A 26,964-nucleotide genomic window follows, 5' to 3' on the forward strand; every position below is an offset into this window, starting at 1 on the left:
CGCGCCTGCCCATGATTTCCAATCCTGCCGAGAAATACCGCCGCCTTCCCGTCGTCGACCTGCCGGACCGGCAATGGCCGTCGCGCACCATCGATCGTCCGCCGGTCTGGCTCGCGACCGACCTGCGCGACGGCAACCAGGCGCTGTTCGAGCCGATGAACCGCGACCGCAAGATGCGGCTGTTCCGCGAACTGGTGCGCATCGGCTTCAAGGAGATCGAGGTCGGTTTTCCCGCGACCTCGCAGATCGACTTCGACGTCGTGCGCGAACTGATCGAGGACGGCCATGTCCCCGCCGACGTGACGCCCATGGTCATGACGCAGATCCGCGAAGACCTGATCGCGCGCACCGTCGAATCGCTGCGTGGTGCGCCGCGTGCCATCGTCCATCTGTACAACGCCACGGCGCCGGTCTGGCGCAAGGTGGTCTTCGGCATGTCGGTGCCGCAGGTCATGCAGCTGGTCGAGCGCCATGTGCTGTACCTGAAGCGGTTGACCGACGCGGCGCCGCAGACGCAGTGGATCCTGCAGTACTCGCCGGAGACCTTCTGCATGACCGAGCTCGAGGTCGCGCTCGAAGCCTGCAACACCGCCATCCGCGCCTGGGATGCGGGGCCGCAGCGTCCCGTCATCGTCAACCTGCCGACCACGGTCGAGGTGACGACCGCGAACGTGTTCGCGGACCAGATCGAATGGATGCACCGCCATCTCGAGCGCCGCGCGCACGTGGTGCTGTCCGTGCATCCGCACAACGACCGCGGCACCGGCGTGGCCAGCGCGGAGCAGGCGCTGATGGCGGGCGCCGAGCGCATCGAGGGCTGCCTGTTCGGCAACGGCGAGCGCAGCGGCAATGTCGATCTCGTGACGCTGGCGCTGAACCTGTACACGCACGGCGTCCATCCCGGCCTGGACTTCTCCGAGATCGCATCGATCGCGCGGATCGCGGAGGAATGCACCTCGGTGCCGATCCATCCGCGCCATCCCTATGTCGGCGACCTGGTGTTCACGGCCTTCTCGGGCTCGCACCAGGACGCGATCAAGAAGGGCTTCGCGGCGCAGGCCGAGGACGGCCCGTGGCAGGTGCCCTACCTGCCCATCGATCCGAAGGACCTGGGCCGCACCTACGACAGCATCGTGCGGGTCAACAGCCAGTCGGGCAAGGGCGGGATCGCGTCCCTGCTCGAACGCGACCACGGCGTGGTGATGCCGCGCCGCATGCAGGTCGAGTTCAGCGCCATCGTGCAGAAGGCGGCCGATGCGAGCGAAGCGGAGGTGAGCGGATCCATGCTGTGGGCGCTGTTCGAGCAGACCTACCTCGCGCCGGCCGTCGATCCCGAGGGTTCGCTGGTTTATCGAGGCCATCGGCTCTTCGACGATCCGGCCGGGCAGGGGATCGAGCTCGATCTCGTGATCGACGCCCGGCCTTGCCGCGTTCGCGGTGTCGGCACGGGCCCGCTCGAAGCGACGGTCCATGCGCTGGGCACGACGCTGCGGGTCGACAGTTTCGAGGAGCGCAGCCTGGGCCAGGGCGCCGAGGCGAGCGCGCTGGCGATCGTGGAGATGGCGATGCGCGGCGTCAACGGCACGCGATTCGGCGTCGGCCGCAACGTCAACACGCTGACGGCCTTGGTTCAGGCCGTGATCAGCGCCGTGGCGCGGCTGAAGGCAGAGTCGAGTGGCACGGCAGCCGTGCGAACTGGGAGAATGCCGGCATGCCTTTGAACACCGCGCTTCGGCGCGTTCTCGATGCCGGAAAGAAACAGACCCGATCAACCTGTTGATGCGATGCGCGTCAGCGTCGCACCCATGATGGACTGGACCGACCCCCACTGCCGGTTCTTCCATCGCCTGCTCACGCGCCACACCTTGCTCTACACCGAGATGGTGACGACCGGCGCGCTGGTCCATGGCGACGTGCCGCGGCATCTGCGCTTCAATGCCGAGGAGCATCCGGTCGCGCTGCAGCTCGGCGGCAGCGAGCCGGCCGATCTCGCGCACTGCGCGCGCCTCGGCCAGGACTGGGGCTACGACGAGATCAACCTCAACTGCGGTTGCCCGAGCGAGCGCGTGCAGCGCGGCGCTTTCGGCGCCTGCCTGATGAACGAGCCACAGCTGGTGGCGGATTGCGTGAAGGCGATGGTTGACGTGGTGGACGTGCCGGTCACGGTCAAGCACCGCATCGGCATCGACAAGACCGAGAGCTATGCCTTCGTGCGCGACTTCGTGGGCGCGGTGAGCGAAGCGGGCTGCGGCACCTTCATCGTCCACGCGCGCAATGCGTGGCTCAAGGGCCTGTCGCCGAAGCAGAACCGCGAGGTGCCGCCGCTGCGTTACGAACTCGTGCACCGGTTGAAGCACGACTTCCCGGCGCTGCGCTTCTCGATCAACGGGGGCTTCGATGACAGCGCGCAGATGCACGAGCATCTTCGGCTGCTCGACGGCGTCATGGTCGGCCGCGAGGCGTATCACAACCCGTGGTGGCTGGCCGCATGGGATGCGGATTTCTTCGGCGAAGCGCCGTCGTCGCTGACGCGCGAAGAAATCGAAGTGCAGATGTGCGACTACATGGCGCGCGAAGCGGCCGAGCACGGCACGCCATGGTCGAACATCGCCCGCCACATGCTGGGCCTGCGCAACGGCCTGCCGGGCGCGCGACGCTGGCGCCAGGTCTGGAGCGACCACAAGGTCAAGGCGCTGGCACCGCATGCGGTGATGGCGCTGGCCCATGCGCCGCAGCCCGAGCGCGCGCCCGAGTCCGAACCCACTCAGGCGCTGGCCGGCCTGCCTTCGTGAAAGCGTGACAGGAAGGCGCGTGTCGCGGCCTCGGCCGGCGCGTCGATCACCTGGCGCGCCGGGCCGCATTCGACGATCACGCCGTCGCGCATGAAGGCGACGCGGTCGGCGACCTCGCGTGCGAAGGCCATCTCGTGCGTGACCAGCAGCATCGTCATGCCTTCCTCGGCCAGCACCTTGATCACGCGCAGCACCTCGCCGACCAGTTCGGGGTCGAGCGCGGAAGTGACCTCGTCGAACAGCATCACCTGCGGCTCCATCGCGAGCGCGCGCGCGATGGCCACGCGCTGCTTCTGGCCGCCCGAGAGCTGATCGGGCCTGGCATCGGCCTTGTCCTGCAGCCCGACCTTGCCCAGCAGCACCAGCGCCTTGGCCGCGGCCTGGGCCTTGGGCTGCCGCAGCACGGTGACCGGGCCTTCCATCACGTTGCCCAGCACCGTCATGTGCGGGAACAGGTTGAAGTGCTGGAAGACCATGCCGGTGCGCGCGCGGAATCCCGCCAGCACCGCGTCCTTGGGCAATCGCGTGGCCGCGCCCTGGAAGGCCAGCGACTGCTCGCCGACGCGCACCGTGCCTTCGTCGGGCACGATCAGCAGGTTCAGGCAGCGCAGCAGCGTCGACTTGCCCGAGCCCGACGGGCCGATCAGCGCCACCACCTGGCCCTTGTCGACCGACAGCGAGACGTCGCGCAGCACCTGGTTGCTGCCGTAGCGCTTGCCGAGGTGGCTCACCTCGATCATGGAAGCAGTCATGCGTTGGCGGTTTTCGAAAGACGCGTTTCTGCGCGCTTGACCAGGATCGTGGCCGGCAGCAGGACGAGGAAGTAGGCCACGGCCACGATGGTGTAGACCTCCAGCGGTCGATAGGTCTCGTGCGCGATGCTCTGGCCCTGGTACAGCAGGTCGGGCAGCGCCAGCACCGACAGCAGCGAGGTGTTCTTCAGCTGCAGGATCGACTGGTTGAGCAGCGGCGGCACCATGCGCCTGAAGGCCTGCGGCAGCACCACGCGGCGCATCACCTGGCCGCGGCGCATGCCGAGCGCGCGCGCCGCTTCGGACTGCTCGGGGTCGATGGAGATGATGCCGCCGCGGATGATCTCCGAATAGAACGAACTGCCGTAGAGCGAGAGCGCCAGCACGGCCGCGAGCGCGGCCGAGATCTGGATGCCCGTGAGTACCGGCAGCGCGTAGTAGAACCACACCAGCTGCACCAGCACCGGCGTGCAGCGGAACACCTCGACGTAGGCCCTGAGCGGCGCGCGCAGCCAGGCGGGGCGCGCGAGCCGCCCCATGGCCACCGCCAGCCCGATCAGCAGGCCGAGCCCCGTGGTGATCACCGTGTAGGCGGCCGTGTAGACGAGCCCGACGAGAAGCAGCTGGCGAAAGCCCCAGAGAAATCCGAAGTCCCAGTGGTACACGGCGGCTCTTGCGCGTCAGAAGCTGATTTCGGCCGGTACCTGGTCGGGCTTGACGCCCGACAGCGTCTGCATGTTGGCCAGCACCACCTGCTTGACCTTGCCGCTGGCGCGCGTCTGGGCGATCCACTTGTTGACGTATTCGACCCAGCGGTGGTCGCTCTCCTTGCGAAAGCCCAGGTTGGTGGTGGTCGCCTGCGTCGGCGTCGGCAGCACGATGTGGCCGACCGACGGGTTCTTGCTCATGACCGTGAGCGCCAGCACGACGGCCAGCACCTGGCAGTCGGCACGGCCGGTCTGCACCGCGAGCGTCGCGTCCTGGGCTTTCTCGAGGCGGATGATCTGTGCGTTGGGGCAGGTCTTGGTCACGACCTGGTCGTGCGAGGAGCCGATGTCGACCGCGATCTTGACCTCGGGCTTGTTGAGCTCCGCCCAGGTCTTGGGATCGAAGCCCTTGCGCGCGACCAGCACGAAGGCGTTGTTGAACAGCGGATCCGAGAAGTCGACCACCAGCGCGCGCGCCGGCGTCGGGTTGAGGCCGAAGAAGACGTCGATTTTGTTGGATTGCAGGTCGAGCACCGAGTTGCCCCAGGTGGTCTCGTGGATGTCGAGCTTGGCATTCAGGCTGGCCGCGAGGCTCTTGCCGAAGTCGATCATGAAGCCCTGCCATTCGCCCGATGCGAGGTCCTTGTGGTAGTAGGGCGCCGCGCCCGTGACCGCGCCCATGCGCAGGACCTTGGTGCGCTCGATGCGCGCCCATGCGCTCTCGGTCGTGTCGGCCTGCGCGAAGGCTTGCGCGGTCCAGGTCGTTGCGGCGCCGGCGGCGGCGACGCTGGCGAGGAAGTGGCGACGGTTTGTCATGGGTTCGTTCTCCATCGGGTTGAAAAAATCGGCGCGGGGTCTACAGGGTCATGCCGCCATCGACGTGCAGGATCTGACCGGTGATGAAGGCCGCCTCCGGGCTCAGCAGGAAGGCGATCGGCGCCGCGATGTCGTCGGGCGTGGCGAGCCGGCCCGCGGGCACGCGCGAGAGCGCCTGGCGCCATTGTTCCTCGGTCAGCGCGCCGGCATTCGGCCGGTCCTTGCGCACATAGCCCGGGGCCACGGCATTGACCGTCACGCCGCGCGCGGCGACTTCCGCGGCCGCCGCCTTGACCAGCGCCTCGACGCCGGCCTTGGCCGCGGCGGTGGCCGGAAAGGTGGACGCGCCCAGCGTGAAACGGTGGGCGACGAAGGAACTCACCGCGACGAAGCGGCCCTGGCCCGTCTCTTCGAGCATCGGCAGGCTCTTGCGCAGCAGGTGGGCCAGCGAGACCACCATCGTTCGCAGCGAACGTTCGACGATCTCGTCGTCCAGCTGTGCGAGCGTGCGCTTGTCGGCGAACCCGGCGTTGGCGACCACGCCGCGCAGGCCACCCAGTGCGCGTGCCGCATCGAGCAGGGCGTCGACGGTCTGCGGCGCCGCCATGTCGCCGACCACCACCGTGCTGCGCACCGCGCTGCATTGCAGCGACACCGCATCGGCCGCAGCGCGCTGGCTGCCGGTGTGGATCACGAGGTCGATGCCCTGTGCGGCCAAGCGGCGGCATGTCGCCGCTCCGATGCCGGAGCCGGCGCCGGTCACAACCACACTGCTCATTCGGAAACTGCCATCTGCGTTGCAAAGCAAGTATTGTGCAAGCAAACACAAGGCTGACTGCGCGGGCAAACGCGCATCGACGATGCGTCGCCGCGCCATTCGTGAGGGCCGCCACGCCCGTGCAGCGGAAGCGGTCGGCCCGCCCCCCGGCAGGGGGAAGGCGAAGCGACACGAAGTGCGCGCAGCCTGGGGGGGCGAGCCTATCCAGCTGCTTCCAGCCCGCTGCGGAAGTGTGCCTGCATGCGTGCCATCGCGGCTGCCGCATCGCGCGCCTTGAGCGCGGCCATGACGTCGCGGTGCTCCTTCAGCGATTCGCCGATGCGCCCCGACTTGAGCAGCGAGTTGTGGCGATTGAGCTTCATCACCTTGCGCAGGTCGGCCACCATCTGGTCGCGCCAGCGGTTGTCGGCGATGGCGAGCAGGCGCATGTGGAAGCGCTCGTTGAGCGCGAAGAAGTGCTCGCGGTCGACATGGCCCGGCCTGGCCGCGGCCTCGAGCTGGGCATGCAGCGCCTCGAGTTCGGCCAGCTCGGCGGCGGAGGCCCGTTCGGCGACGACGCCCGCGGCATCGCTTTCGAGCAGGCTGAGCAGGTGGTAGACATCCGCCAGATCCTTTTCGGACACCTCCGTCACATAGGCGCCGCGCCGCACCTTCATCGTCACCAGGCCTTCGGCCGCCAGCACCTTCAGCGCCTCGCGCAGCGGCGTGCGGCTGATGCCGTATTCCTCTGCCAGCTTGAGTTCGTCGATCCAGCTGCCGGGCTGGAGCTCGCGATTGAAGATGCGCTGGCGCAGCAGCTCCGCCACCTCCTCATAGAGGGCGCGCGGGGTGAGGGTGAGGGCGGACATGATCGGAATGTACCGCAACTCAGGACTTTGAATTAATAATTACGGATGGGTTAGACTCGCCTTGAACTGTTTCGACCCAGCGAACACACTCCCACCCACTCGCACGACCTGCAAAGCGGCGCCCATGAGCAAACCCGAACCCACCTTTCAAACCGCCACCCTCGAGGCCTGGGGCAAGGCCGCCGCCAAGTCCGCGCCGGGCGGCGACGTGAACGCGTTGAACTGGATCACGCCCGACGGCATCGCCGTCAAGCCGCTCTACACCGCGGCCGATCTGCAGGGCCTGAAGTACACCGACACACTCCCGGGCTTCGAGCCCTACCTGCGCGGCCCGCAGGCCACGATGTACGCGGTGCGCCCGTGGACCATCCGCCAGTACGCCGGCTTCTCCACCGCCGAGGAATCGAATGCCTTCTACCGCAAGGCGCTGGCGGCGGGCGGCCAGGGCGTCAGCGTGGCCTTCGACCTCGCCACGCACCGCGGCTACGACAGCGACCATCCGCGCGTGACGGGCGACGTCGGCAAGGCCGGCGTGGCGATCGATTCGGTCGAGGACATGAAGATCCTGTTCGACCGGATCCCGCTCGACAAGGTCAGTGTCTCGATGACGATGAACGGCGCCGTGCTGCCGGTGCTGGCGGGCTACGTGGTGGCGGCCGAAGAGCAGGGCGTGGCGCAGGACCAACTGAGCGGGACCATCCAGAACGACATCCTCAAGGAGTTCATGGTCCGCAACACCTACATCTTCCCACCCGCGCCGAGCATGCGGATCATCGGCGACATCATCGAGTACACGGCCGAGCACATGCCGAAGTTCAACTCGATCTCGATCAGCGGCTACCACATGCAGGAAGCCGGCGCCAACCAGGCGCTGGAGCTGGCCTTCACGCTGGCCGACGGCAAGGAGTACGTGAAGACAGCGCTGGCCAAGGGCCTCGACGTCGACGGCTTCGCCGGCCGGCTGAGCTTCTTCTGGGCCATCGGCATGAACTTCTATCTGGAAGTCGCCAAGATGCGCGCGGCGCGGCTGCTGTGGTGCCGGATCATGAAGGAGTTCGAGCCGAAGAATCCCAAGAGCCTGATGCTGCGCACGCATTGCCAGACCTCGGGCTGGTCGCTGACCGAGCAGGACCCGTACAACAACGTCGTGCGCACCACGATCGAGGCGATGGCAGCGGTGTTCGGCGGCACGCAGAGCCTGCACACCAATGCGCTCGATGAAGCCATCGCGCTGCCTACCGAGTTCAGCGCGCGCATCGCGCGCAACACGCAGCTCATCATTCAGGAAGAGACGCACATCACGAACGTGATCGACCCGTGGGCCGGCAGCTACATGATGGAGAAGCTCACGCAGGACATGGCCGATGCGGCCTGGGCCATCATCGAAGAGGTCGAGGCCATGGGCGGCATGACCAAGGCGGTCGACAGCGGCTGGGCCAAGCTCAAGATCGAGGCCGCCGCGGCCGACAAGCAGGCGCGCATCGACTCCGGCAAGGACGTGATCGTGGGCGTCAACAAGTACAAGCTCAAGTCCGAGGATGCGATCGACAGCCTGTCGATCGACAACGTCAAGGTGCGCGACGGCCAGATCGCCAAGCTCAAGGCGATCCGCGAGAAGCGCGACGCCGCCGCCGTGCAGGTCGCGCTCGACGCGCTGACCGCCGCGGCCGAAAGCGGCGAAGGCAATCTGCTCGCGCTCAGCATCCAGGCCGTGCGCCTGCGCGCCACGGTCGGCGAGATCAGCGATGCGCTCGAAAAGATCTACGGCCGCCATCGCGCCGACACGCAGAAGGTCACCGGCGTCTATGCCGCGGCCTACGACTCGGCCGAGGGCTGGGAAGCGCTGCAGCACGAGATCGCGGCCTTTGCCGAAGAGCAGGGCCGGCGCCCGCGCGTGATGATCTCCAAGCTCGGCCAGGACGGCCACGACCGCGGCGCGAAGGTGGTCGCCACCGCCTTCGCCGACCTGGGCTTCGACGTCGACATGGGGCCGCTGTTCCAGACGCCGGAAGAGTGCGCGCGCCAGGCGATCGAGAACGACGTGCATGCGGTCGGCGTGAGCACGCTGGCCGCCGGCCACAAGACCTTGGTGCCCGCCATCATCCAGGAGCTGAAGAAGCAGGGCGCCGACGACATCATCGTGTTCGTTGGCGGTGTGATTCCGCGTCAGGACTACGACTTCCTCTACGAGGCGGGTGTGAAAGGCATCTACGGGCCGGGCACGCCGATACCTGCGAGTGCCAAGGATGTGCTGGAGCAGATCCGCGCCGCGGTCACGGCCTGAACATGCCGGTGGTTCGAACCCCGGTCACCGTCGAAGCGCTTGCGGCGGAAGGTGCGCCGCAGCGCCGCGCGATCGCCAAGGCGATCACGCTGCTCGAATCGACGCGCGCCGACCATCGCGCGCAAGCCGATGAGCTGCTCACCGCGCTGCTGCCGCACGCAGGCCAGTCGTTCCGGCTCGGTATCTCGGGCGTGCCCGGCGTCGGCAAGTCGACCTTCATCGAGACGCTGGGGCTGTACCTGATCGGGCGCGGCCATCGCGTCGCGGTGCTCACGGTCGACCCTTCGTCCACCGTCTCCGGCGGCTCGATCCTCGGCGACAAGACGCGCATGGAAAAGCTCTCGGTGCACGAGCGCGCCTACATTCGGCCGAGCCCTTCGTCGGGCACGCTGGGCGGCGTGGCCGAGAAGACGCGCGAGGCGATGCTGGTGTGCGAAGCCGCGGGCTACGACATCGTGATCGTCGAGACGGTGGGTGTCGGCCAGAGCGAAACCGCGGTCTCCGGCATGACCGACATGTTCGTGCTGCTGCAACTGCCCAATGCCGGCGACGACCTGCAGGCGATCAAGAAGGGCGTGATGGAGCTGGCCGACCTGGTCGTCATCAACAAGGCCGACCTCGACAAGGACGCAGCCACCCGCGCCCAGGCCCAGATCACCTCGGCGCTGCGCCTCTTCGGCCACCATGGCAATCCGGCGCACGCACAGGCGATGCAGGCCGCCCACGCCGCGCCGGGCACGCCCGAGGCCGAAGTGCGCTTCTGGCAACCGAGGGTGATCCAGCTCAGCGCGCTGGCCGGCACCGGCATCGATGCCTTCTGGGACGCAGTCACGCAGTTCAGGACGATGCAGGCGGCCAACGGCAAGCTCGCGAGCCGCCGCGAAAAACAAGCGCTCGCGTGGATGTGGGAGCGCATCGACGCAGGGCTCAAGCATGCCTTTCGCCATCATCCGCAGGTGCGCGAGCTTCTGCCACAGGCCATCGCCCAGGTTGCGGCGGGCACCTTGCCCGCATCGACCGCGGCACGAAATCTTCTCGCCGTACAGGCGGGAACAACGACAACACCTTGACGGGACGCCCATGAAAGAAATCCTCGAACAACTCGAAAACCGGCGCGCGCAGGCGCGGCTCGGCGGTGGGCAGAAGCGCATCGACGCCCAGCATGCCAAGGGCAAGCTGACGGCGCGCGAGCGCATCGAACTGCTGCTCGACGACAACACCTTCGAAGAGTGGGACATGTTCGTCGAGCACCGCTCCAGCGACTTCGGCATGGACGACAACAAGATCCCCGGCGATGGCGTGGTCACCGGCTACGGCATGATCAACGGCCGCCTGGTGTTCATCTTCAGTCAGGACTTCACCGTCTTCGGTGGCGCGCTCAGCGAAGCGCATGCCGAGAAGATCTGCAAGGTGATGGACCAGGCGATGAAAGTCGGCGCGCCCGTCATCGGCCTCAACGATTCGGGCGGCGCGCGCATCCAGGAAGGCGTGGCCTCGCTCGGCGGCTATGCCGAGGTGTTCCAGCGCAACGTGATGGCCTCGGGCGTGGTGCCGCAGATCAGCATGATCATGGGCCCTTGCGCGGGCGGCGCCGTGTATTCGCCGGCCATGACCGACTTCATCTTCATGGTCAAGGACAGCTCGTACATGTTCGTCACCGGCCCCGAGGTGGTGAAGACCGTGACCCACGAGGACGTGACGGCCGAGGAACTGGGCGGCGCGTCCACGCACACCACCAAGAGCGGCGTGGCCGACATGGCCTTCGAGAACGACGTCGAGGCGCTGATGATGCTGCGCCGGCTCTACAACTATCTGCCGCTCAACAACCGAGAGAAGCCGCCGGTGCGCCCGAGCGGTGATCCGGCCGAGCGCGCCGACGCATCGCTGGACACGCTGGTGCCCGAGAACCCGAACAAGCCCTACGACATGAAGGAGCTGATCGCCAAGGTGGTCGACGACGGCGACTTCTTCGAGCTGCAGCCCGACTACGCGAAGAACATCGTGATCGGCTTCGCGCGCATGGAAGGCCAGAGCATCGGCATCGTCGCCAACCAGCCGCTGGTGCTGGCCGGCTGCCTGGACATCAAGTCGTCGATCAAGGCGGCGCGCTTCGTGCGCTTCTGCGACGCGTTCAATATTCCGGTCGTGACCTTCGTCGACGTGCCCGGCTTCATGCCCGGCACCAGCCAGGAGTACGGCGGCATCATCAAGCATGGCGCCAAGCTGCTCTATGCCTACGCCGAGTGCACGGTGCCGAAGATCACCGTCATCACGCGCAAGGCCTACGGCGGCGCCTATGACGTGATGGCCTCCAAGCACCTGCGCGGCGACGTCAACCTGGCCTGGCCCCGAGCCGAGATTGCGGTGATGGGCGCCAAGGGCGCGGTCGAGATCATCTTCCGCGAGGACAAGAACGACCCCGAGAAGCTCGCCGCGCGCGAGGCCGAATACAAGGCGCGCTTCGCCAATCCCTACGTGGCCGGCACGCGCGGTTACATCGATGACGTGATCCTGCCGAGCGAAACGCGCAAGCGCATCTGCCGCAGCCTGGTGATGCTGCGCGAGAAGAAGTTAGACAATCCGTGGCGCAAGCACGGGAACATCCCCCTCTGAAACGGGACAAGAACATGTTCAAGAAGATCCTGATTGCCAATCGCGGCGAAATCGCCTGCCGCGTCATCAAGACCGCGAAGAAGCTCGGCATCCTCACGGTCGCCGTGTATTCCGATGCCGACAAGGACGCGCGCCATGTCGAGCTGGCGGACGAGGCCGTGCACATCGGCGGCTCGGCCAGCCGCGAGAGCTACCTGCAGGCCGACCGCATCATCGCGGCCTGCAAGAAGACCGGCGCCGAGGCAGTGCATCCCGGCTACGGCTTCCTGTCGGAGAACGAAGCCTTCGCGCGCAAGGTCGAGGAGGAGGGCATCGTCTTCATCGGCCCCAAGCACCATTCGATCGCGGCGATGGGCGACAAGATCGCCTCGAAGAAGCTCGCGAAGGAGGCCAAGGTCAACACGATTCCGGGCTGGAACGATGCGATCGAGACCGCCGAGCGCGCTGTCGAGATCGCCCGGGACGTCGGCTACCCGGTGATGATCAAGGCCTCGGCCGGCGGCGGCGGCAAGGGCCTGCGCGTGGCCTACAACGACAAGGATGCGTTCGAGGGCTTCACCTCCTGCCGCAACGAGGCGCGCAACAGCTTCGGCGACGACCGCGTGTTCATCGAGAAGTTCGTCGAGGAGCCGCGCCACATCGAGATCCAGGTGCTCGGCGATGCGCACGGCAACGTGATCTACCTCAACGAGCGCGAATGCTCGATCCAGCGGCGCCACCAGAAGGTGATCGAGGAAGCGCCGTCGCCCTTCATCAGCGATGCCACGCGCAAGGCCATGGGCGAACAGGCCGTGGCACTGGCCAAGGCGGTGAACTACCAGAGCGCAGGTACGGTGGAATTCGTGGTCGGCAAGGACCAGAGCTTCTATTTTCTGGAGATGAACACGCGGCTGCAAGTCGAGCATCCGGTGACCGAGGCGATCACCGGGCTCGACCTGGTCGAGCTCATGATCCGCGTCGCCGCCGGCGAGAAGCTGCCGCTGGCGCAGAAGGACGTGAAGCGCGAGGGCTGGGCCATCGAGTGCCGCATCAATGCCGAGGATCCGTTTCGCAACTTCCTGCCCTCGACCGGCCGGCTGGTGCGCTTTCAGCCGCCGAAGGAGACGATGTTCGCGGCCGATACCGGGCATCTCTACGGCGTGCGCGTGGACACCGGCGTCTATGACGGCGGCGAGATCCCGATGTTCTACGACTCGATGATCGCCAAGCTGATCGTGCACGGGCGCGACCGCGCGCACGCGATCGCGATGATGCGCGAGGCGCTCAACGGCTTCGTGATCCGCGGCATCAGCAGCAACATCCCGTTCCAGGCGGCGCTGCTCGCGCATCCGAAGTTCGTGGCCGGCGATTTCAATACGGGCTTCATCGCCGAGCACTACGGCAAAGGCTTCCATGCCGAAGACGTGCCGCATGACGATCCGGATTTCCTGATCGCGCTGGCGGCCTATGTGCACCGGCGCTACCGTGCGCGCGCCTCGGGCATCAGCGGCCAGCTCGAAGGGCATGGCGTGAAGGTGGGCGAGCAGTTCGTGGTCGTCTCGCTGGATGTGCAAGGCCAGCATGTGCACACGCCCGTCTCGGTGACGGACTTCCACGGCCAGACCGGCGCCAGCGCCGTCGCGGTCGGCGCCCACAACTACAAGATCGACAGCGGTGCATCGCTCGGCAGCATCCGGGTCGAAGGCACGGTCAATGGCCGCGCCTTCGTCGCGCAGGTCGAGCGCGGCGCGGGCAAGAATCCGCTGGCCCTGCGCATCTCGCACAACGGCACGCAGATCGAGGCCGTGGTGCTGTCGCCGCTGGGCGCGCGGCTGTTGAAGCTGATGCCCTACAAGGCGCCGCCGGACCTGAGCAAGTTCCTGATGTCGCCGATGCCGGGGCTGCTGGTCGAGGTCTCGGTCCAGTCGGGCCAGCAGGTGCAGGCGGGCGAGAAGCTCGCAGTGATCGAGGCAATGAAGATGGAGAACGTGCTGTTCGCCACGCAGGATGGCGTGGTCGGCGCGATCTCGGCCGCCAAGGGCGAGTCGCTGTCGGTGGACCAGGTGATCATGGAGTTCGCATGACGACACGTCCCTTCAAGGTGCTGGGCGTCCAGCAGATCGCCATTGGCGGTACCGACAAGACCCGTCTTCAGAAGCTCTGGGTCGAGATGCTGGGGCTCGAAGTCACCGGCACGTTCAGGAGCGAGCGCGAGAACGTCGACGAGGACATCTGCGCGATCGGCAGCGGCCCGTTCAAGATCGAGGTCGATCTCATGCAGCCGCTCGATCCCGACAGGAAGCCCGCGGTGCATGCCACGCCGCTCAATCACGTCGGCTTGTGGATCGACGATCTGCCGAAGGCGGTCGAGTGGCTCGCCGCGCAGGGCGTGCGCTTCGCGCCGGGCGGCATCCGCAAGGGCGCGGCCGGCTTCGACATCTGCTTCCTGCATCCCAAGGGCAACGAGGAATTTCCGATCGCGGGCGAAGGCGTGCTGATCGAGATGGTGCAAGCACCGCCCGAAGTGATCAAGGCCTTCTCGGCCCTCGCGGCAGGCTAGGTTCAGAAACACCGCGGAACCGGCTCCGCCGGGCCGCCGGTGTTGCCCCCGGAAGGGGGTTGGCGGCCACACGAAGTGGGCAAGCCTGGGGGCGAGTCAGCCACCGGGGCGGCGCCAGATCGCTAGCGTCGCGGCCAGCGCCCACATGCCGGCGGCACAGCCGCGGTGGATGCGCCGCAGGCTGCGTTGCGACAGCCAGCGCACCGCCTGCGTGCCCGCGCCGGCGTAGCCCAGCATCATGCAGGTGTCGATGGCGACGAAGCATGCGCCAAGCACGAGGTACTGCGGGCCCTGCGGCTCGGCGATCGAGACGAATTGCGGCAGGAAGGCCGCGAAGAAGAGCAGCGTCTTCGGGTTCGACAGCGCGACCGTGAGGCTGCGCCGGAAGGCCACCCGGCCCCGCAAGGGTTCCGTCGACGACAGCATCGCGCCGAGGTCGAGCGGCTGGGTGCGCCACAGCTTGATGCCGAGCCAGACGAGGTAGGCGACACCGGCGATGCGGATCGCGTTGAACAGCCACTCCGATGCGGCGAGCAGCGATCCCAGCCCAAGCGCGACGACGGTGATCAGCACGCAGGCGCCGAGCGAGGCACCCGCAATGCCCCATGCCGCCGCCCGCATCCCGCCGGCGATGCCGTTGGACAGCGCGAGCAGCATGGTCGGCCCCGGCGTGATGGCGAGTGCGAGCGAGGCGAGCGCGTAGAGGATCAGCGTGTCGGTCGTCATGGGGGCTTCCTGTCCTTGGCCTTCGATGCGGCCGCGGCGCGGGCGCGGGCCAGCGCCGCGTCGACGATGGCCCGCTTGCGTTCCGAGGGATTCGCCGTGTCTGCGGGCACGTCCGGGGCGGCGGCGCTGCGCGGCGATGGCTTCTTCGCATGCCGCATGCAATGGGCTTCGTAGCGCGCCCGTGCATGATCCGCCTCGGCCTGGGACCAGGCCTGCCAGCCGCTGCGGCCCGGCGTCGCGACTTCGAGCGAGATGCAGTCGACGGGGCAGGCCGGAATGCAGAGCTCGCAACCCGTGCAGTGCGCCTCGATCACCGTGTGCATGCGCTTGTGGATGCCGAGGATCGCGTCGGTCGGACAGGCGTCCAGGCACAGCGTGCAGCCGATGCACCAGGCTTCGTCGATCACGGCCAGCGCGCGCGGGCCTTCGGTGCCGAACCGCGGATCGATCGGCTGCGCCGGCTGGCCGGTGAGGCGCGATAGCCGCTGCACGCCTTCGGCGCCGCCGGGTGGGCATTGGTGAATGCCAGCCTCGCCGGAAGCGATGGCCTGCGCATAGCCGGCGCAATCCGGGTAGCCGCAGCGCGTGCACTGCGTCTGCGGCAGGGCCTCGAGGATGCGTGCGGCCGGCGTGTTCACCACGCAGTGGTGCTCAGCGCGCGGTCGCGCGGGGCCGGCGGGCCGCTGCCGGGGATGCCTTCCTGCGCGTGGCTGGCAGCGCCGCCTTGACGGCGGTACGCCGGGGCGCTGTCGCGGGCTTGAGCGCGTCCTCGCCGGTGGCTGCCGCGCGGGTGGTGGCCTTTTGCGGCTTGTCGTGCGCGGCGATGAAGGCTTTCACCTCCGGATAGACGAGATCGCGCCAGCGGCGTCCGCTGAAGATGCCGTAGTGGCCTGCGCCCTTGACTTCGTAGTGCCGGTGGTCCGACGCGGCGACGCCCGTGCACAGGTCGTGCGCGGCGCGGGTCTGGCCGGAGCCGGAGATGTCGTCCAGCTCGCCTTCGATGGTCAGAAGGCCGGTCGAACGGATGTCCTGCGGGCGCACGCGCTCGAGCAGGCCGTCGGCGCTCTTCACGTCCCAGGTGCCGTTCACGAGTTCGAACTGCTGGAATACCGTGCGGATGGTCTCGAGGTAGTAGTCCGCATCCATGTCGAGCACGGCGTTGTATTCGTCGTAGAACTTGCGGTGGGCTTCGGCGCTCGCGTCGTCGCCCTTGATCAGGTCCTTGAAGTAGTCGTAGTGGCTGCTGGCATGGCGGTCCGGGTTCATCGCGACGAAGCCGGTGTGCTGCAGGAAGCCCGGGTAGACACGGCGGCCGACGCCCGGGAAGTTGTCGGGCACGCGGTAGATCACGTTGTTCTCGAACCACTCGAAGCTCTTGTTCGTCGCCAGGTTGTTGACGGCTGTGGGCGATTTGCGCGCATCGATCGGGCCGCCCATCATGGTCATCGACAGCGGCGTCCCTTCGCCGCGGCTGGCCATCAGCGACACCGCAGCCAGCACCGGCACGGTGGGCTGGCAGACGCTGATCACATGGCAGTGGCCGTATTTCGATTGCAGGTGGCGCAGGAATTCCTCGATGTAGTTGACATAGTCATCGAGGTGGAATTCGCCTTCGGACAGCGGCACCAGGCGCGCGTTGGTCCAGTCGGTGATGTAGACCTTGTGGTCCTGCAGCATGGTGCGTACCGTGTCGCGCAGCAGCGTCGCGTAGTGGCCCGACAGCGGTGCGACGATCAGCACCACGGGCTGGCTCTTGAGCGTGCGGAGCGTGTCGGCATCGTCGGTGAAGCGCTTGAAGCGCCGCAGCTCGCAGAAGGGTTTCTCGATCTCGACGCTTTCCTGGACCACGACGTCGTCGCCGCCGACCTTCACCGTCTTGATGCCGAACTCGGGCTTCTCGTAGTCCTTGCCCAGCCGGTAGATCAGGTCGTATCCGGCGGCCATGCGCTGCGCCATCGGCGTCTGCCCGAAGACGGCGCCCTGGCCGTAGAGCTTGGAGGCGGCCTGGGCGAAGTCGGCGAACGGCTCCATCAGGGAGCGCTGCGCTTCATAGAGTTGATAGAGCATCGGGGGGGCCGGAGAGTTAACCGGGTAGTTACTGCTGCAGTGCAATATATCAGCAGGGCCGGGCAGGATATAGAGGAGGAGCCCCAGTCCTGCCGGCCGGCCGTGACATCTTTGGCCCGCAGCGGCCCGGCGATGCTCAGAGAACCTTGGCGATGCTCTGGCAAACGTAGTCGATGTTCTTGCTGTTGAGCGCGGCGACGCACATGCGGCCGGTGTCGGTGCCGTAGACGCCGAACTCCTCGCGCAGGCGCACCATCTGCGCCTTGCCGAGACCCGAGTAGCTGAACATGCCGATCTGCGTGGTGATGAAGCTCATGTCCTCCTTCACGCCGGCTGCCTTGAGGCCGTCGACCAGCTTCTGGCGCATGGCCTTGATGCGCACGCGCATCTCGGCGAGCTCTTTTTCCCACAGCGCGCGCAGCTCGGCATTGCCCAGCACCGCCGCGACCACCGCGCCACCGTGCGTCGGCGGGTTGCTGTAGTTGGCCCGGATCGCGGTCTTGAGCTGGCTCAGCACGCGCGCGGCTTCTTCCTTGCTCTCGCACAGCACCGACAGCGCGCCGACGCGTTCGCCGTAGAGGCTGAAGCTCTTGGAGAACGAGGTCGAGACGAAGAAGGTCAGGCCCGCGTCGACGAACTTGCCGATCGCCGCGCCGTCTTCCTTCAGACCGTAGCCGAAGCCCTGGTAGGCCATGTCCAGGAATGCGGTCAGCTTGTTCGCCTTGACGACCGCGACCACCTGGTCCCATTGCGCGGCCGTGATGTCGTAGCCGGTCGGGTTGTGGCAGCAGGCATGCAGCACGACGATGGTGCCGGCCGGCGCGGCCTTCAGCGCACCCAGCATGCCGTCGAAGTCGATGCCGCGCTTGGCCGCGTCGTAGTAGGGGTAGCTCTCGACCTTGAAGCCGGCCTGCGTGAAGAGCGCGCGATGGTTTTCCCAGCTCGGGTCGCTGATCAGCACCTTGGCGTCGGGCGCGAGTCGCTGGAGGAAGTCGGCGCCGACCTTGAGGCCGCCGGTGCCGCCCAGGCCCTGGATGGTGGCCACGCGGCCGGACTTGACCGGCTCGCTGTCGATGCCGAACACCAGCCCCTTGACCGCGTTGTCGTACGCCGCGATGCCGTCGATCGGCAGGTAGCCGCGCGCGGTGGGCGCTTTCATCATGTCCTGTTCGGCCTTCTGCACGCATGCCAGCAGCGGCAGCTTGCCGTTGTCGTCGTAGTACACGCCGACGCCGAGGTTGACCTTGTTGGGATTGCTGTCGGCGGCATATTGCTCGTTGAGGCCCAGGATCGGGTCGCGCGGCGCCATCTCGACGGCGGTGAACATTGACATGGAAAGTCCTTTGGGGTGATCGATTCGCGGGAACACCGGACCTGCGTTACGCTTTCCGGTTGCCTTGAATTTTACCGGCCGCGCCGCCAGCTCACAGGGTCCACGCCATGCCAGAAATCTCTGAAGTCATTCCCAAGCCGCAGCAGGCCGATCCCGTCGGGCCCGCGAAGGAGGGCGAGTTCATCAAATTCCCGGGCTCGCCCTTCGAGCTGTACCAGCCCTATCCGCCCGCGGGGGACCAGCCCGCGGCGATCGCGGGGCTGGTCGAGGGCGTCCAGGACGGCGAGGTGTTCCAGACCCTGCTGGGCGTGACCGGCTCGGGCAAGACCTTCACCATGGCCAACGTGATCGCACGGCTGGGCCGGCCGGCCATCGTGTTCGCGCCCAACAAGACGCTGGCCGCGCAGCTCTACAGCGAATTCCGCGAGTTCTTCCCGAAGAACGCCGTCGAGTATTTCGTCAGCTACTACGACTACTACCAGCCCGAGGCCTACGTGCCGCAGCGCGACCTGTTCATCGAGAAGGACAGCTCGATCAACGAGCACATCGAGCAGATGCGCCTGTCGGCCACCAAGAGCGTGCTGGAGCGGCGCGACACGGTGATCGTGGCCACCGTGAGCGCCATCTACGGCATCGGCACGCCCGAGGACTACACGCAGATGCGTTTCATCATGCGCACGGGCGACAAGATCGGCCAGCGCGACGTGATCGGCCGGCTGATCCGCATGCAGTACACGCGCAACGAACAGGATTTTTCGCGCGGGACCTTTCGCGTGCGCGGCGACACCATCGATGTCTTTCCGGCCGAGCACAGCGAGCTCGCGATCCGCATCGAACTCTTCGACGACGAGATCGAAACGCTGCAGCTCTTCGATCCGCTCACAGGGCGTATCCGGCAGAAGATCCCGCGCTTCACGGTCTATCCATCGAGCCACTACGTGACGCCGCGCGACAAGGTGCTGACCGCGGTCGACACCATCAAGATCGAACTCGGCGAGCGGCTCAAGGAATTCGTCGGGCAGGGCAAGCTGGTCGAGGCACAGCGGCTGGAGCAGCGCACGCGCTTCGATCTCGAGATGCTGGCCGAGATCGGGCACTGCAAGGGCATCGAGAACTACACGCGCCACCTGTCGGGCGCAGCGCCCGGCGATCCGCCGGCGACGCTGACCGACTACCTGCCGAAGGACGCGCTCATGTTCCTCGACGAGAGCCACCAGATGATCGGCCAGCTCAACGGCATGTACAGCGGCGACCGGGCGCGCAAGACCACGCTGGTCGAATACGGCTTCCGGCTGCCTTCGGCGCTCGACAACCGGCCGCTGAAGTTCGATGAATTCGAGACGCGCATGCGCCAGGCGATCTTCGTGTCGGCCACGCCGGCGCAGTACGAGAAAGACCATGCGGGCAACGTCGTCGAACAATTGGTCCGGCCCACCGGGCTGATCGATCCCGAGGTCGAGGTGCGGCCGGCCACGCACCAGGTGGACGATGTGCTGCAGGAGATCCGCATGCGGGTCGACAAGCACGAGCGCGTGCTGATCACCACACTCACCAAGCGCATGGCCGAGCAACTGACCGACTACCTGGGCGACAACGGCGTCAAGGTGCGTTACCTGCACAGCGACATCGATACGGTGGAGCGGGTCGAGATCCTGCGCGATCTGCGGCTCGGCACCTTCGACGTGCTGGTGGGCATCAATCTGCTGCGCGAGGGCCTCGACATTCCCGAGGTGTCGCTGGTCGCGATCCTCGATGCCGACAAGGAAGGCTTCCTGCGTGCCGAGCGCTCGCTGATCCAGACCATCGGCCGCGCGGCGCGCAATCTGAACGGCAAGGCCATCCTGTATGCCGATCGCATGACGGATTCGATGAAAAAGGCGATCGACGAAACCGAGCGCCGGCGCGCCAAGCAGATCGCCCACAACGAAGCCAACGGCATCACGCCGCGCAGCATCGTCAAGCAGGTGCGTGACCTGATCGACGGCGTCTACAGCGAGAAGACCAACAAGGAAAACGCCAAGCTGGAGCTGGAGCGCGCCCGGGTCGAGGACATGAGCGAGAAGGACATTTCCCGCGAGATCAAGCGCCTCGAGAAGCTGATGCTGGAGCACGCCCGCAACCTCGAATTCGAAAAGGCGGCGCGCGTGCGGGACCAGCTGGCGCTGCTGCGCGAGCAGGCCTTCGGGGCTTCCGTGCACGACAACATCGCCATCCCGCCGCCGGGCGACGCGACCGCCTGACACCCCCTCAGACTGCAATCGGGTTTACCCGAGCAGGACGCGTGGCCTTCTGCTATACTTGAGTGAAATACTCAACAACAAAAGAACTTCGCGATGAAGGACCGGCTCCTACCGACTGGGTCACCAGCAGTATCGGGCCGGGAAGGGCGGAGACGGCGTCACCAGAGCTACCCGCCGCGGTGTCATTTCAACGGTAAGCACTCAAAGGAGCTTGCGATGCGTCTCACTACCAAAGGCCGTTTTGCGGTCACAGCCATGATCGATCTGGCACTGCGCCAGAATACCGGCCCCGTCACGCTGGCCGCGATCAGCCAGCGGCAGCAGATTTCCCTGTCCTACCTGGAGCAACTGTTCGGCAAGCTGCGCCGGCACGAGCTGGTCGAGTCGACCCGCGGCCCCGGCGGCGGCTATTCGCTGGGGCGCAAGGCGGCGGACATCACGGTCGCCGACATCATCGTCTCGGTCGACGAGCCGATCGATGCCACCCAATGCGGCGGCAAGGAAAACTGTCTCGGCGAAGCCGGCCGCTGCATGACGCACGAGCTCTGGGCCTCGCTGAACCAGCGCATGGTCGAGTTCCTCGACTCCGTCACGCTGCAGAAGCTGGTCGACGACCAGCTCGCCAAGGGCGTGCAGATCGAGAACAAGCCGGCCGTCAAGCGCGCGATCTCGGCGCAGCCGGTGGTCAAGCCGATCCGGGTCAATGCACCCAATTCGGTGTTCGCACTCGGCAACGCTTTCGCCAAGTCGTGATCCGGCGGCGCCTTCGGGCGCCGGCCGATCCGTCTCGATGCCGTCACGACAAAAGATAAACCCACGCCAGCCCGAGCCAGCCATGGACGTCACTCCTCATTTTCCGATCTACCTTGATTACGGCGCGACCACGCCTGTCGATCCGCGTGTCGTCGACGCGATGGTTCCCTGGCTGCGCGAGCATTTCGGCAATCCGGCATCGCGCAGCCACGCCTGGGGTTGGGAAGCCGAAGAGGCGGTCGAAAAGGCGCGCGCCGAGGTGGCCGACCTGATCGGTGCCGATCCGCGCGAGATCGTCTGGACTTCCGGCGCGACCGAGTCGGACAACCTCGCGCTCAAGGGCGCCGCGCAGTTCTACAAGGGCAAGGGCAAGCACCTGATCACCGTCAAGACCGAGCACAAGGCCGTGCTCGACACGATGCGCGATCTCGAACGCCAGGGTTTCGAAGTCACGTATCTCGACGTCGAGGAAGACGGGCTGCTCGACCTCGAGAAGTTCAAGGCGGCGATCCGTCCCGACACCATCCTCGCCAGCGTCATGCTCGTGAACAACGAGATTGGCGTGATCCAGGACATCGTCGCGCTGGGCAATGCCTGCCGCGCGAAGGGCGTGATCTTCCATGTCGACGCAGCGCAGGCCACCGGCAAGATGGACATCGATCTCAAGACCCTGCCCGTCGACCTGATGAGCCTGGCCTCGCACAAGACTTACGGCCCCAAGGGCATCGGCGCGCTGTACGTGCGCCGCAAGCCGCGCGTGCGGCTCGAAGCCCAGATGCACGGCGGCGGGCACGAGCGCGGTATGCGTTCGGGCACGCTTCCCACGCACCAGATCGTCGGCATGGGCGAGGCCTTCCGCCTTGCCAAGCTCGAGATGAAGGAAGACATCGCCAAGGCCCGCGCGCTGCAGCAGCGGCTGCTCGACGGTCTGAAGGACGTCGAACAGGTCTTCATCAACGGCAACCTCGAGCACCGCGTGCCGCACAACCTGAACATCAGCTTCAACTACGTCGAGGGCGAGTCGCTGATCATGGGCATCAAGGGCCTGGCGGTGTCGAGCGGCTCGGCCTGCACCTCGGCCAGCCTCGAGCCCAGCTACGTGCTGCGTGCGCTGGGCCGCAGCGACGAACTCGCGCACAGCAGCCTGCGCATGACCATCGGCCGTTTCACGACCGAAGAAGAAATCGACTATGCCGTCTCGACCATCAAGCACAACGTCGCCAAGCTGCGCGAGCTGAGCCCGCTGTGGGAGATGTTCAAGGACGGCATCGACATCAGCACGATCCAGTGGTCGGCGCACTGACAACGATCCAAGAGGTAACCCCATGGCATATTCATCCAAGGTCATCGACCACTACGAAAATCCCCGCAACGTCGGCTCCTTCGAAAAGGGCGACGACTCGGTGGGCACCGGCATGGTCGGTGCGCCCGCCTGCGGCGACGTCATGAAGCTGCAGATCAAGGTCAATCCGGAAACCGGCGTGATCGAGGACGCGCGCTTCAAGACCTACGGCTGCGGCTCGGCCATCGCGTCTTCTTCGCTCGTGACCGAATGGGTCAAGGGCAAGACGCTCGACGAAGCGGCGGCGCTGAAGAACGCCCAGATCGCCGAGGAACTGGCCTTGCCGCCGGTCAAGATCCATTGCTCGATCCTCGCCGAGGACGCGATCAAGGCAGCGGTCAACGATTACAAGGCCAAGCACGGCGCGGCCGTGGCAACGACGACGGAAGCTGTTCACTGACATGGCAGTCACCTTGACAGAAGCTGCCGCGCGCCACGTGACCCGCTACCTCGGCAAGCGAGGCAAGGGCGTGGGCGTGCGGCTGGGTGTGAAGACCACCGGTTGCTCGGGGCTGGCCTACAAGCTCGAGTACGTGGACGAGTTCGCGCCCGAGGACGTGGTGTTCGAAGACCATGGCGTCAAGGTGCTGGTGGATCCGAAGAGCCTGGCCTACATCGACGGCACGCAACTCGACTTCGTGCGCGAAGGGCTCAACGAGGGCTTCAAGTTCATCAACCCGAACGAGCGCGACCGATGCGGTTGCGGCGAGAGCTTTAGGATCTAGAGCTCGCCCCCAGGCTTCGCGCACTTCGTGTCGCTTCGCCTTCCCCCTGCCGGGGGCGACACCGGCGGACCGGCGGAGCCGGATCCGCGGTGTCTCACGAATCACGCTGCCGCCGCTGATGATGTCGGCGGTATTTTTTTGCCATGAAGCTCGACGACAACGATTTCGAACTGTTTGCGGTGCCTGCCACCTTCGCGCAGGACCGCGCGGTGTTGGATGCGCGGTGGAAAGAACTGCAGCGGGAGGTGCATCCCGATCGGTTCGCGGCGCAGGGCGCTGCGGCGCAGCGGGTGGCGATGCAGTGGTCGGTGCGCATCAACGAGGCCTACCAGCGGCTCAAGGATCCGCTGCGGCGCGCGAGCTATCTGTGCGAGTTGAACGGTTCTCCGGTGAATGCCGAGAAGAACACGGCGATGCCGCCGGATTTCCTGATGCAGCAGATGGAATGGCGCGAGGCGCTTGCCGAGGCGCAGGACGCTGCGGCGCTCGACAAGCTGCGCACGGAAGTCCAAGCCGGCCGCGCACGCGCGCTGTCCTCGCTCGACTGGCTGATCGACGAGAAGGGCGACTATCCGGCTGCGTCGCGCCAGGTGAGAGCCCTCATGTTCATAGAGCGCTTTGCCGAGGACGTCGAGGCCAAGTCCGACCAGTGGGGACAATAGCGCCATGCCATTGCTCCAGATCTCAGAACCGGGCCAGGCCCCCGACCCGCACCAGCGGCGCGTCGCGGTCGGCATCGACCTCGGCACCACGCATTCGCTCGTTGCGGCGGTGCGCAGCGGCGTGGCCGAATGCCTGCCTGATACCGAGGGCCGCGTCGTGCTGCCCTCGGCCGTGCGCTATCTCGACAAGGACCGCCGCCAGATCGGCTTCGACGCGCTGGCGGCGCGCAGCGTCGATCCTGCGAACGTCATCACCTCGGTCAAGCGGCTGATGGGCCGCGGCCTGCAGGACATCGCCCATCGCGATGCGATGGCCTATGGCCTCGCGGGCGACGCCGGCATGGTCCACGTGCAGACCGTGGCGGGCGAGAAATCGCCGGTCGAAGTGAGCGCCGAGATCCTTGCGACCCTGCGCCATCGCGCCGAGGACACCTTCGACGATGAGCTCTACGGCGCCGTCATCACGGTGCCTGCCTATTTCGACGAAGGCCAGCGACAGGCGACCAAGGATGCGGCGCAGCTCGCCGGCCTCAACGTGCTGCGCCTCATCAGCGAGCCGACTGCTGCCGCGATCGCCTATGGGCTCGACAACGCGAGCGAAGGCGTCTACGCGGTCTACGACCTGGGCGGCGGCACCTTCGACATCTCGATCCTGCGGCTCACGCAGGGCGTGTTCGAGGTGATCGCCACGGGCGGCGATTCGGCCCTCGGCGGCGACGACTATGACCATGCGCTCGCCGATTTCGTGGCTTCGCAGGCCGGCATCCAGGCGCAGAACGACACCGACAAGGCCGTGCTGCTGACGGCAGCACGTGCCGCCAAGGAAGCACTGTCGGCGCACGAGTCGACCACGTTCGCGGCGAAACTCGCAGGCGGCGACGTGAAGGTCGATCTCCAGCGCGCGCAATTCGAGGCGACAACCGCCGCGCTGACGGCGCGCACCATCGCGGCGGTGCGCAAGGCCTTGCGCGACGCCAGGCTGCAGCGCGAAGAGTTGCAAGGCATCGTGCTGGTCGGCGGCGCCACACGCATGCCGCAGATCCGTCGCGCCGTCGCCGACTTCTTCGGCCGCGAGCCGCTCACCAACCTGAACCCCGACGAAGTCGTTGCGCTCGGCGCAGCGATCCAGGCCAACCAGCTCGCCGGCAACGGCGGCACGGGCGACCTGCTGCTGCTCGACGTGATCCCGCTGTCGCTCGGCCTCGAGACCATGGGCGGCCTGGTCGAGCGCATCGTGCCGCGCAACCAGACCATTCCGACCGCGATGGCGCAGGACTTCACGACCTACAAGGACGGCCAGACCGCGCTGGCGCTGCACGTGGTGCAGGGCGAACGCGACCTGGTGGCTGATTGCCGCAGCCTCGCGCGCTTCGAGCTGCGCGGCATCCCGCCCATGGTCGCGGGCGCCGCGCGCATTCGCGTGACCTTCACCGTCGATGCCGACGGCCTGCTGAGCGTGAGCGCGAAAGAGCAGGGCAGCGGCGTGGAAGCGAATGTCACCGTCAAGCCGTCTTACGGTCTTTCCGACGACCAGATCGCGACCATGCTGCAGGAGAGCTTCTCGACCGCACAGCAGGACATGCAGGCGCGCGCACTGGTCGAGGCGCGCGTGGATGCCGATCGCATGCTGCTGGCCACGCAGAGCGCGCTGGATGCCGACGGCGAGCTGCTGTCCGCCGAGGAGCGCGGCGCGATCGAAGCCTTGATGGCCGCACTGCGCACGGCCCGCTCGGCCGAGGATGCGGCGGTCGTCGAAGCAGCGACCCAGGCCCTGGCCGATGGAACCGAAGCCTTCGCCGCCGAGCGCATGAACGCGGGGATCGCGCATGCGCTCTCGGGCCGGCGGATCGAATCTCTCTAGAAGTCTTCATGCCCACGATCAAGATCCTTCCTCATTCCGAATACTGTCCGCAGGGCGCCGAGATCAGCGCGCCTGCGGGCACCTCGATCTGCGAGGCGCTGCTCGAGAACCACATCAACATCGAGCATGCGTGCGAGATGAGCTGCGCCTGCACCACCTGCCACGTGGTCGTGCGCCAGGGACTCGAATCGCTCAACGAGGCGGAAGAGGGCGAGGAAGATCTGCTCGATCGCGCCTGGGGACTCGAGCCCCAGTCGCGGCTGAGCTGCCAGGCGATACTGGCGCAGACCGATGTGACGGTCGAAATTCCGAAGTACTCGATCAACCACGCGAAGGAGAACCACTGATGTCGCGCCAGATCGTTCTCGACACCGAAACCACCGGCCTGTCCGCCGAGAACGGGGACCGCGTCATCGAACTCGGATGCGTGGAGCTGTTCAACCGCAAGCTCACCGGCAACGACCTCCACATCTACTTCAACCCCGAGCGCGAGAGCCACGAGGATGCGCTCAAGGTCCATGGCCTGACCACCGACTTCCTGCGCGACAAGCCCAAGTTCGCGACGCTCGCCAACGACATCGTCGAGTACCTGCGCGATGCCGAGCTGATCATCCACAACGCGGCCTTCGACGTCGGTTTCCTCAACAAGGAACTCGAGCTTGCCGGCCTGCCGCTCCTGCGCAGCTTCGTCGGCGAAGTCACCGACACGCTCGCGATGGCGAAGATGGTGTATCCGGGCAAGCGCAATTCGCTCGATGCGCTGTGCGACCGCTTTGGTGTCGACCGGTCGAACCGCACCTTCCACGGCGCCAAGCTCGACGCGCAGCTGCTGGCCGACGTCTACATCAACCTGACGCGCGGCCAGGATGCGCTGCTGATCGACGTGGCCTCCAACGAGCCGGTCCTGGGCGCCGTCGTCGCCGTCGACCTGAGCCGCATCGAGCTGCCCGTGCTGGTCGCGACCGAGCACGAGCTGGCCGCCCACGAGGAGCTGCTGAAACAGCTCGACAAGGCGAGCAACGGCCGCACCCTCTTTCGCAAGAACAGCGAAGGTGCTGTGGCATAATCCGAGGCTTCGCGCCGCTGCAGGGCGAGCGAAATCCACCGGCGCCATCTGCGATGGCGC

The 26,964-nt window shown here is 66.6% G+C and carries 25 protein-coding genes; 16 read left to right on the forward strand and 9 right to left on the reverse strand.

Features of this window, described 5'->3' with window-relative positions; all coding sequences use genetic code 11:
* Positions 1-11 precede the first annotated feature (11 nt).
* Positions 12-1,721: a 2-isopropylmalate synthase gene (locus tag E5P2_RS09415; RefSeq protein ID WP_162566837.1), complete on the forward strand. Its 1,710-nt coding sequence runs from the start codon at positions 12-14 to the stop codon at positions 1,719-1,721.
* A 63-nt stretch (positions 1,722-1,784) separates the two neighbouring features.
* Complete coding sequence (dusA, locus tag E5P2_RS09420) at positions 1,785-2,792, forward strand: tRNA dihydrouridine(20/20a) synthase DusA (RefSeq protein ID WP_232080636.1); 1,008 nt, start codon at positions 1,785-1,787, stop codon at positions 2,790-2,792.
* Here the strand turns inward: dusA and E5P2_RS09425 are convergent.
* The 5 genes from E5P2_RS09425 to E5P2_RS09445 all read right to left on the reverse strand — a co-directional run bounded on the left by E5P2_RS09425 (position 2,765) and on the right by E5P2_RS09445 (position 6,693).
* A complete protein-coding gene (locus E5P2_RS09425) occupies positions 2,765-3,544 on the reverse strand; it encodes an amino acid ABC transporter ATP-binding protein (protein ID WP_269475667.1) in 780 nt (259 codons plus the stop codon). The genes dusA and E5P2_RS09425 overlap by 28 nt on opposite strands.
* Positions 3,541-4,209 (reverse strand): amino acid ABC transporter permease, encoded by a 669-nt coding sequence (locus E5P2_RS09430; protein WP_162566839.1) that lies wholly within the window; start codon positions 4,207-4,209, stop codon positions 3,541-3,543. The genes E5P2_RS09425 and E5P2_RS09430 overlap by 4 nt, the downstream gene beginning before the upstream one ends.
* A 15-nt stretch (positions 4,210-4,224) precedes the next feature.
* Positions 4,225-5,067: a transporter substrate-binding domain-containing protein gene (locus E5P2_RS09435; protein ID WP_162566840.1), complete on the reverse strand. Its 843-nt coding sequence runs from the start codon at positions 5,065-5,067 to the stop codon at positions 4,225-4,227.
* Between the two features lie 40 nt (positions 5,068-5,107).
* Positions 5,108-5,845 (reverse strand): SDR family NAD(P)-dependent oxidoreductase, encoded by a 738-nt coding sequence (locus tag E5P2_RS09440; protein WP_162566841.1) that lies wholly within the window; start codon positions 5,843-5,845, stop codon positions 5,108-5,110.
* Positions 5,846-6,045: 200 nt separating this feature from the next.
* Positions 6,046-6,693 (reverse strand): GntR family transcriptional regulator, encoded by a 648-nt coding sequence (locus E5P2_RS09445; RefSeq protein ID WP_162566842.1) that lies wholly within the window; start codon positions 6,691-6,693, stop codon positions 6,046-6,048.
* Positions 6,694-6,817: 124 nt separating this feature from the next.
* On the opposite strand from E5P2_RS09445, the gene scpA reads away from it, so the two are divergent.
* The 5 genes from scpA to E5P2_RS09470 are packed head-to-tail and all read left to right on the forward strand — an operon-like array spanning position 6,818 to position 14,129.
* Complete coding sequence (gene scpA / locus E5P2_RS09450; RefSeq protein WP_162566843.1) at positions 6,818-8,977, forward strand: methylmalonyl-CoA mutase; 2,160 nt, start codon at positions 6,818-6,820, stop codon at positions 8,975-8,977.
* Between the two features lie 2 nt (positions 8,978-8,979).
* Positions 8,980-10,047, forward strand: coding sequence for a methylmalonyl Co-A mutase-associated GTPase MeaB (gene meaB, locus E5P2_RS09455; protein WP_162566844.1), 1,068 nt, complete (start codon positions 8,980-8,982; stop codon positions 10,045-10,047).
* Positions 10,048-10,057: 10 nt separating this feature from the next.
* Positions 10,058-11,590 carry an acyl-CoA carboxylase subunit beta gene (locus tag E5P2_RS09460; protein WP_162566845.1) on the forward strand — a complete coding sequence of 511 codons (1,533 nt, stop codon included), beginning with the start codon at positions 10,058-10,060 and terminating at the stop codon, positions 11,588-11,590.
* 14 nt (positions 11,591-11,604) lie between these two features.
* Entirely contained in the window at positions 11,605-13,653 is a 2,049-nt protein-coding gene (locus tag E5P2_RS09465) for an acetyl-CoA carboxylase biotin carboxylase subunit (protein WP_162566846.1), read from the forward strand.
* The gene (locus tag E5P2_RS09470) at positions 13,650-14,129 is read left to right on the forward strand and encodes a VOC family protein (protein ID WP_162566847.1); all 480 of its coding nucleotides are present in this window, start codon (positions 13,650-13,652) and stop codon (positions 14,127-14,129) included. The genes E5P2_RS09465 and E5P2_RS09470 overlap by 4 nt, the downstream gene beginning before the upstream one ends.
* 96 nt (positions 14,130-14,225) lie before the next feature.
* On the opposite strand, the gene E5P2_RS09475 is transcribed toward E5P2_RS09470, so the two are convergent.
* The 4 genes from E5P2_RS09475 to E5P2_RS09490 form a co-directional block, all read right to left on the reverse strand.
* Positions 14,226-14,855: a LysE family translocator gene (locus E5P2_RS09475; protein ID WP_162566848.1), complete on the reverse strand. Its 630-nt coding sequence runs from the start codon at positions 14,853-14,855 to the stop codon at positions 14,226-14,228.
* On the reverse strand, positions 14,852-15,493 hold the full coding sequence (locus tag E5P2_RS09480; protein WP_162566849.1) for an RnfABCDGE type electron transport complex subunit B: 642 nt from the start codon (positions 15,491-15,493) through the stop codon (positions 14,852-14,854). Before E5P2_RS09480 ends, E5P2_RS09475 begins: the two co-directional genes overlap by 4 nt.
* Before the next feature lie 13 nt (positions 15,494-15,506).
* Positions 15,507-16,922, reverse strand: coding sequence for a polyhydroxyalkanoate depolymerase (locus E5P2_RS09485; RefSeq protein WP_162566850.1), 1,416 nt, complete (start codon positions 16,920-16,922; stop codon positions 15,507-15,509).
* Between the two features lie 136 nt (positions 16,923-17,058).
* Complete coding sequence (locus tag E5P2_RS09490) at positions 17,059-18,255, reverse strand: amino acid aminotransferase (protein ID WP_162566851.1); 1,197 nt, start codon at positions 18,253-18,255, stop codon at positions 17,059-17,061.
* Positions 18,256-18,362: 107 nt separating this feature from the next.
* On the opposite strand from E5P2_RS09490, the gene uvrB reads away from it, so the two are divergent.
* From uvrB to dnaQ, 9 genes are all read left to right on the forward strand, one after another.
* Positions 18,363-20,495 carry an excinuclease ABC subunit UvrB gene (uvrB, locus tag E5P2_RS09495; protein ID WP_162566852.1) on the forward strand — a complete coding sequence of 711 codons (2,133 nt, stop codon included), beginning with the start codon at positions 18,363-18,365 and terminating at the stop codon, positions 20,493-20,495.
* A 216-nt stretch (positions 20,496-20,711) separates the two neighbouring features.
* A complete protein-coding gene (gene iscR / locus E5P2_RS09500) occupies positions 20,712-21,248 on the forward strand; it encodes a Fe-S cluster assembly transcriptional regulator IscR (RefSeq protein ID WP_162566853.1) in 537 nt (178 codons plus the stop codon).
* Between the two features lie 82 nt (positions 21,249-21,330).
* Complete coding sequence (locus E5P2_RS09505; protein ID WP_162566854.1) at positions 21,331-22,551, forward strand: IscS subfamily cysteine desulfurase; 1,221 nt, start codon at positions 21,331-21,333, stop codon at positions 22,549-22,551.
* 22 nt (positions 22,552-22,573) lie between these two features.
* Positions 22,574-22,990, forward strand: coding sequence for a Fe-S cluster assembly scaffold IscU (iscU, locus tag E5P2_RS09510; protein ID WP_162566855.1), 417 nt, complete (start codon positions 22,574-22,576; stop codon positions 22,988-22,990).
* Position 22,991: 1 nt separating this feature from the next.
* The gene (iscA, locus tag E5P2_RS09515; RefSeq protein WP_012747263.1) at positions 22,992-23,315 is read left to right on the forward strand and encodes an iron-sulfur cluster assembly protein IscA; all 324 of its coding nucleotides are present in this window, start codon (positions 22,992-22,994) and stop codon (positions 23,313-23,315) included.
* 143 nt (positions 23,316-23,458) lie between these two features.
* Positions 23,459-23,977: a Fe-S protein assembly co-chaperone HscB gene (gene hscB, locus E5P2_RS09520; RefSeq protein WP_162566856.1), complete on the forward strand. Its 519-nt coding sequence runs from the start codon at positions 23,459-23,461 to the stop codon at positions 23,975-23,977.
* A gap of 4 nt (positions 23,978-23,981) precedes the next feature.
* The gene (gene hscA, locus E5P2_RS09525) at positions 23,982-25,838 is read left to right on the forward strand and encodes a Fe-S protein assembly chaperone HscA (RefSeq protein ID WP_162566857.1); all 1,857 of its coding nucleotides are present in this window, start codon (positions 23,982-23,984) and stop codon (positions 25,836-25,838) included.
* A gap of 8 nt (positions 25,839-25,846) precedes the next feature.
* Entirely contained in the window at positions 25,847-26,185 is a 339-nt protein-coding gene (fdx, locus tag E5P2_RS09530) for an ISC system 2Fe-2S type ferredoxin (protein WP_162566858.1), read from the forward strand.
* Positions 26,185-26,904 carry a DNA polymerase III subunit epsilon gene (dnaQ, locus tag E5P2_RS09535; protein WP_162566859.1) on the forward strand — a complete coding sequence of 240 codons (720 nt, stop codon included), beginning with the start codon at positions 26,185-26,187 and terminating at the stop codon, positions 26,902-26,904. Before fdx ends, dnaQ begins: the two co-directional genes overlap by 1 nt.
* Positions 26,905-26,964 lie beyond the last annotated feature (60 nt).

The sequence above is a fragment of the Variovorax sp. SRS16 genome (assembly GCF_901827165.1).
GTDB lineage: Bacteria > Pseudomonadota > Gammaproteobacteria > Burkholderiales > Burkholderiaceae_C > Variovorax.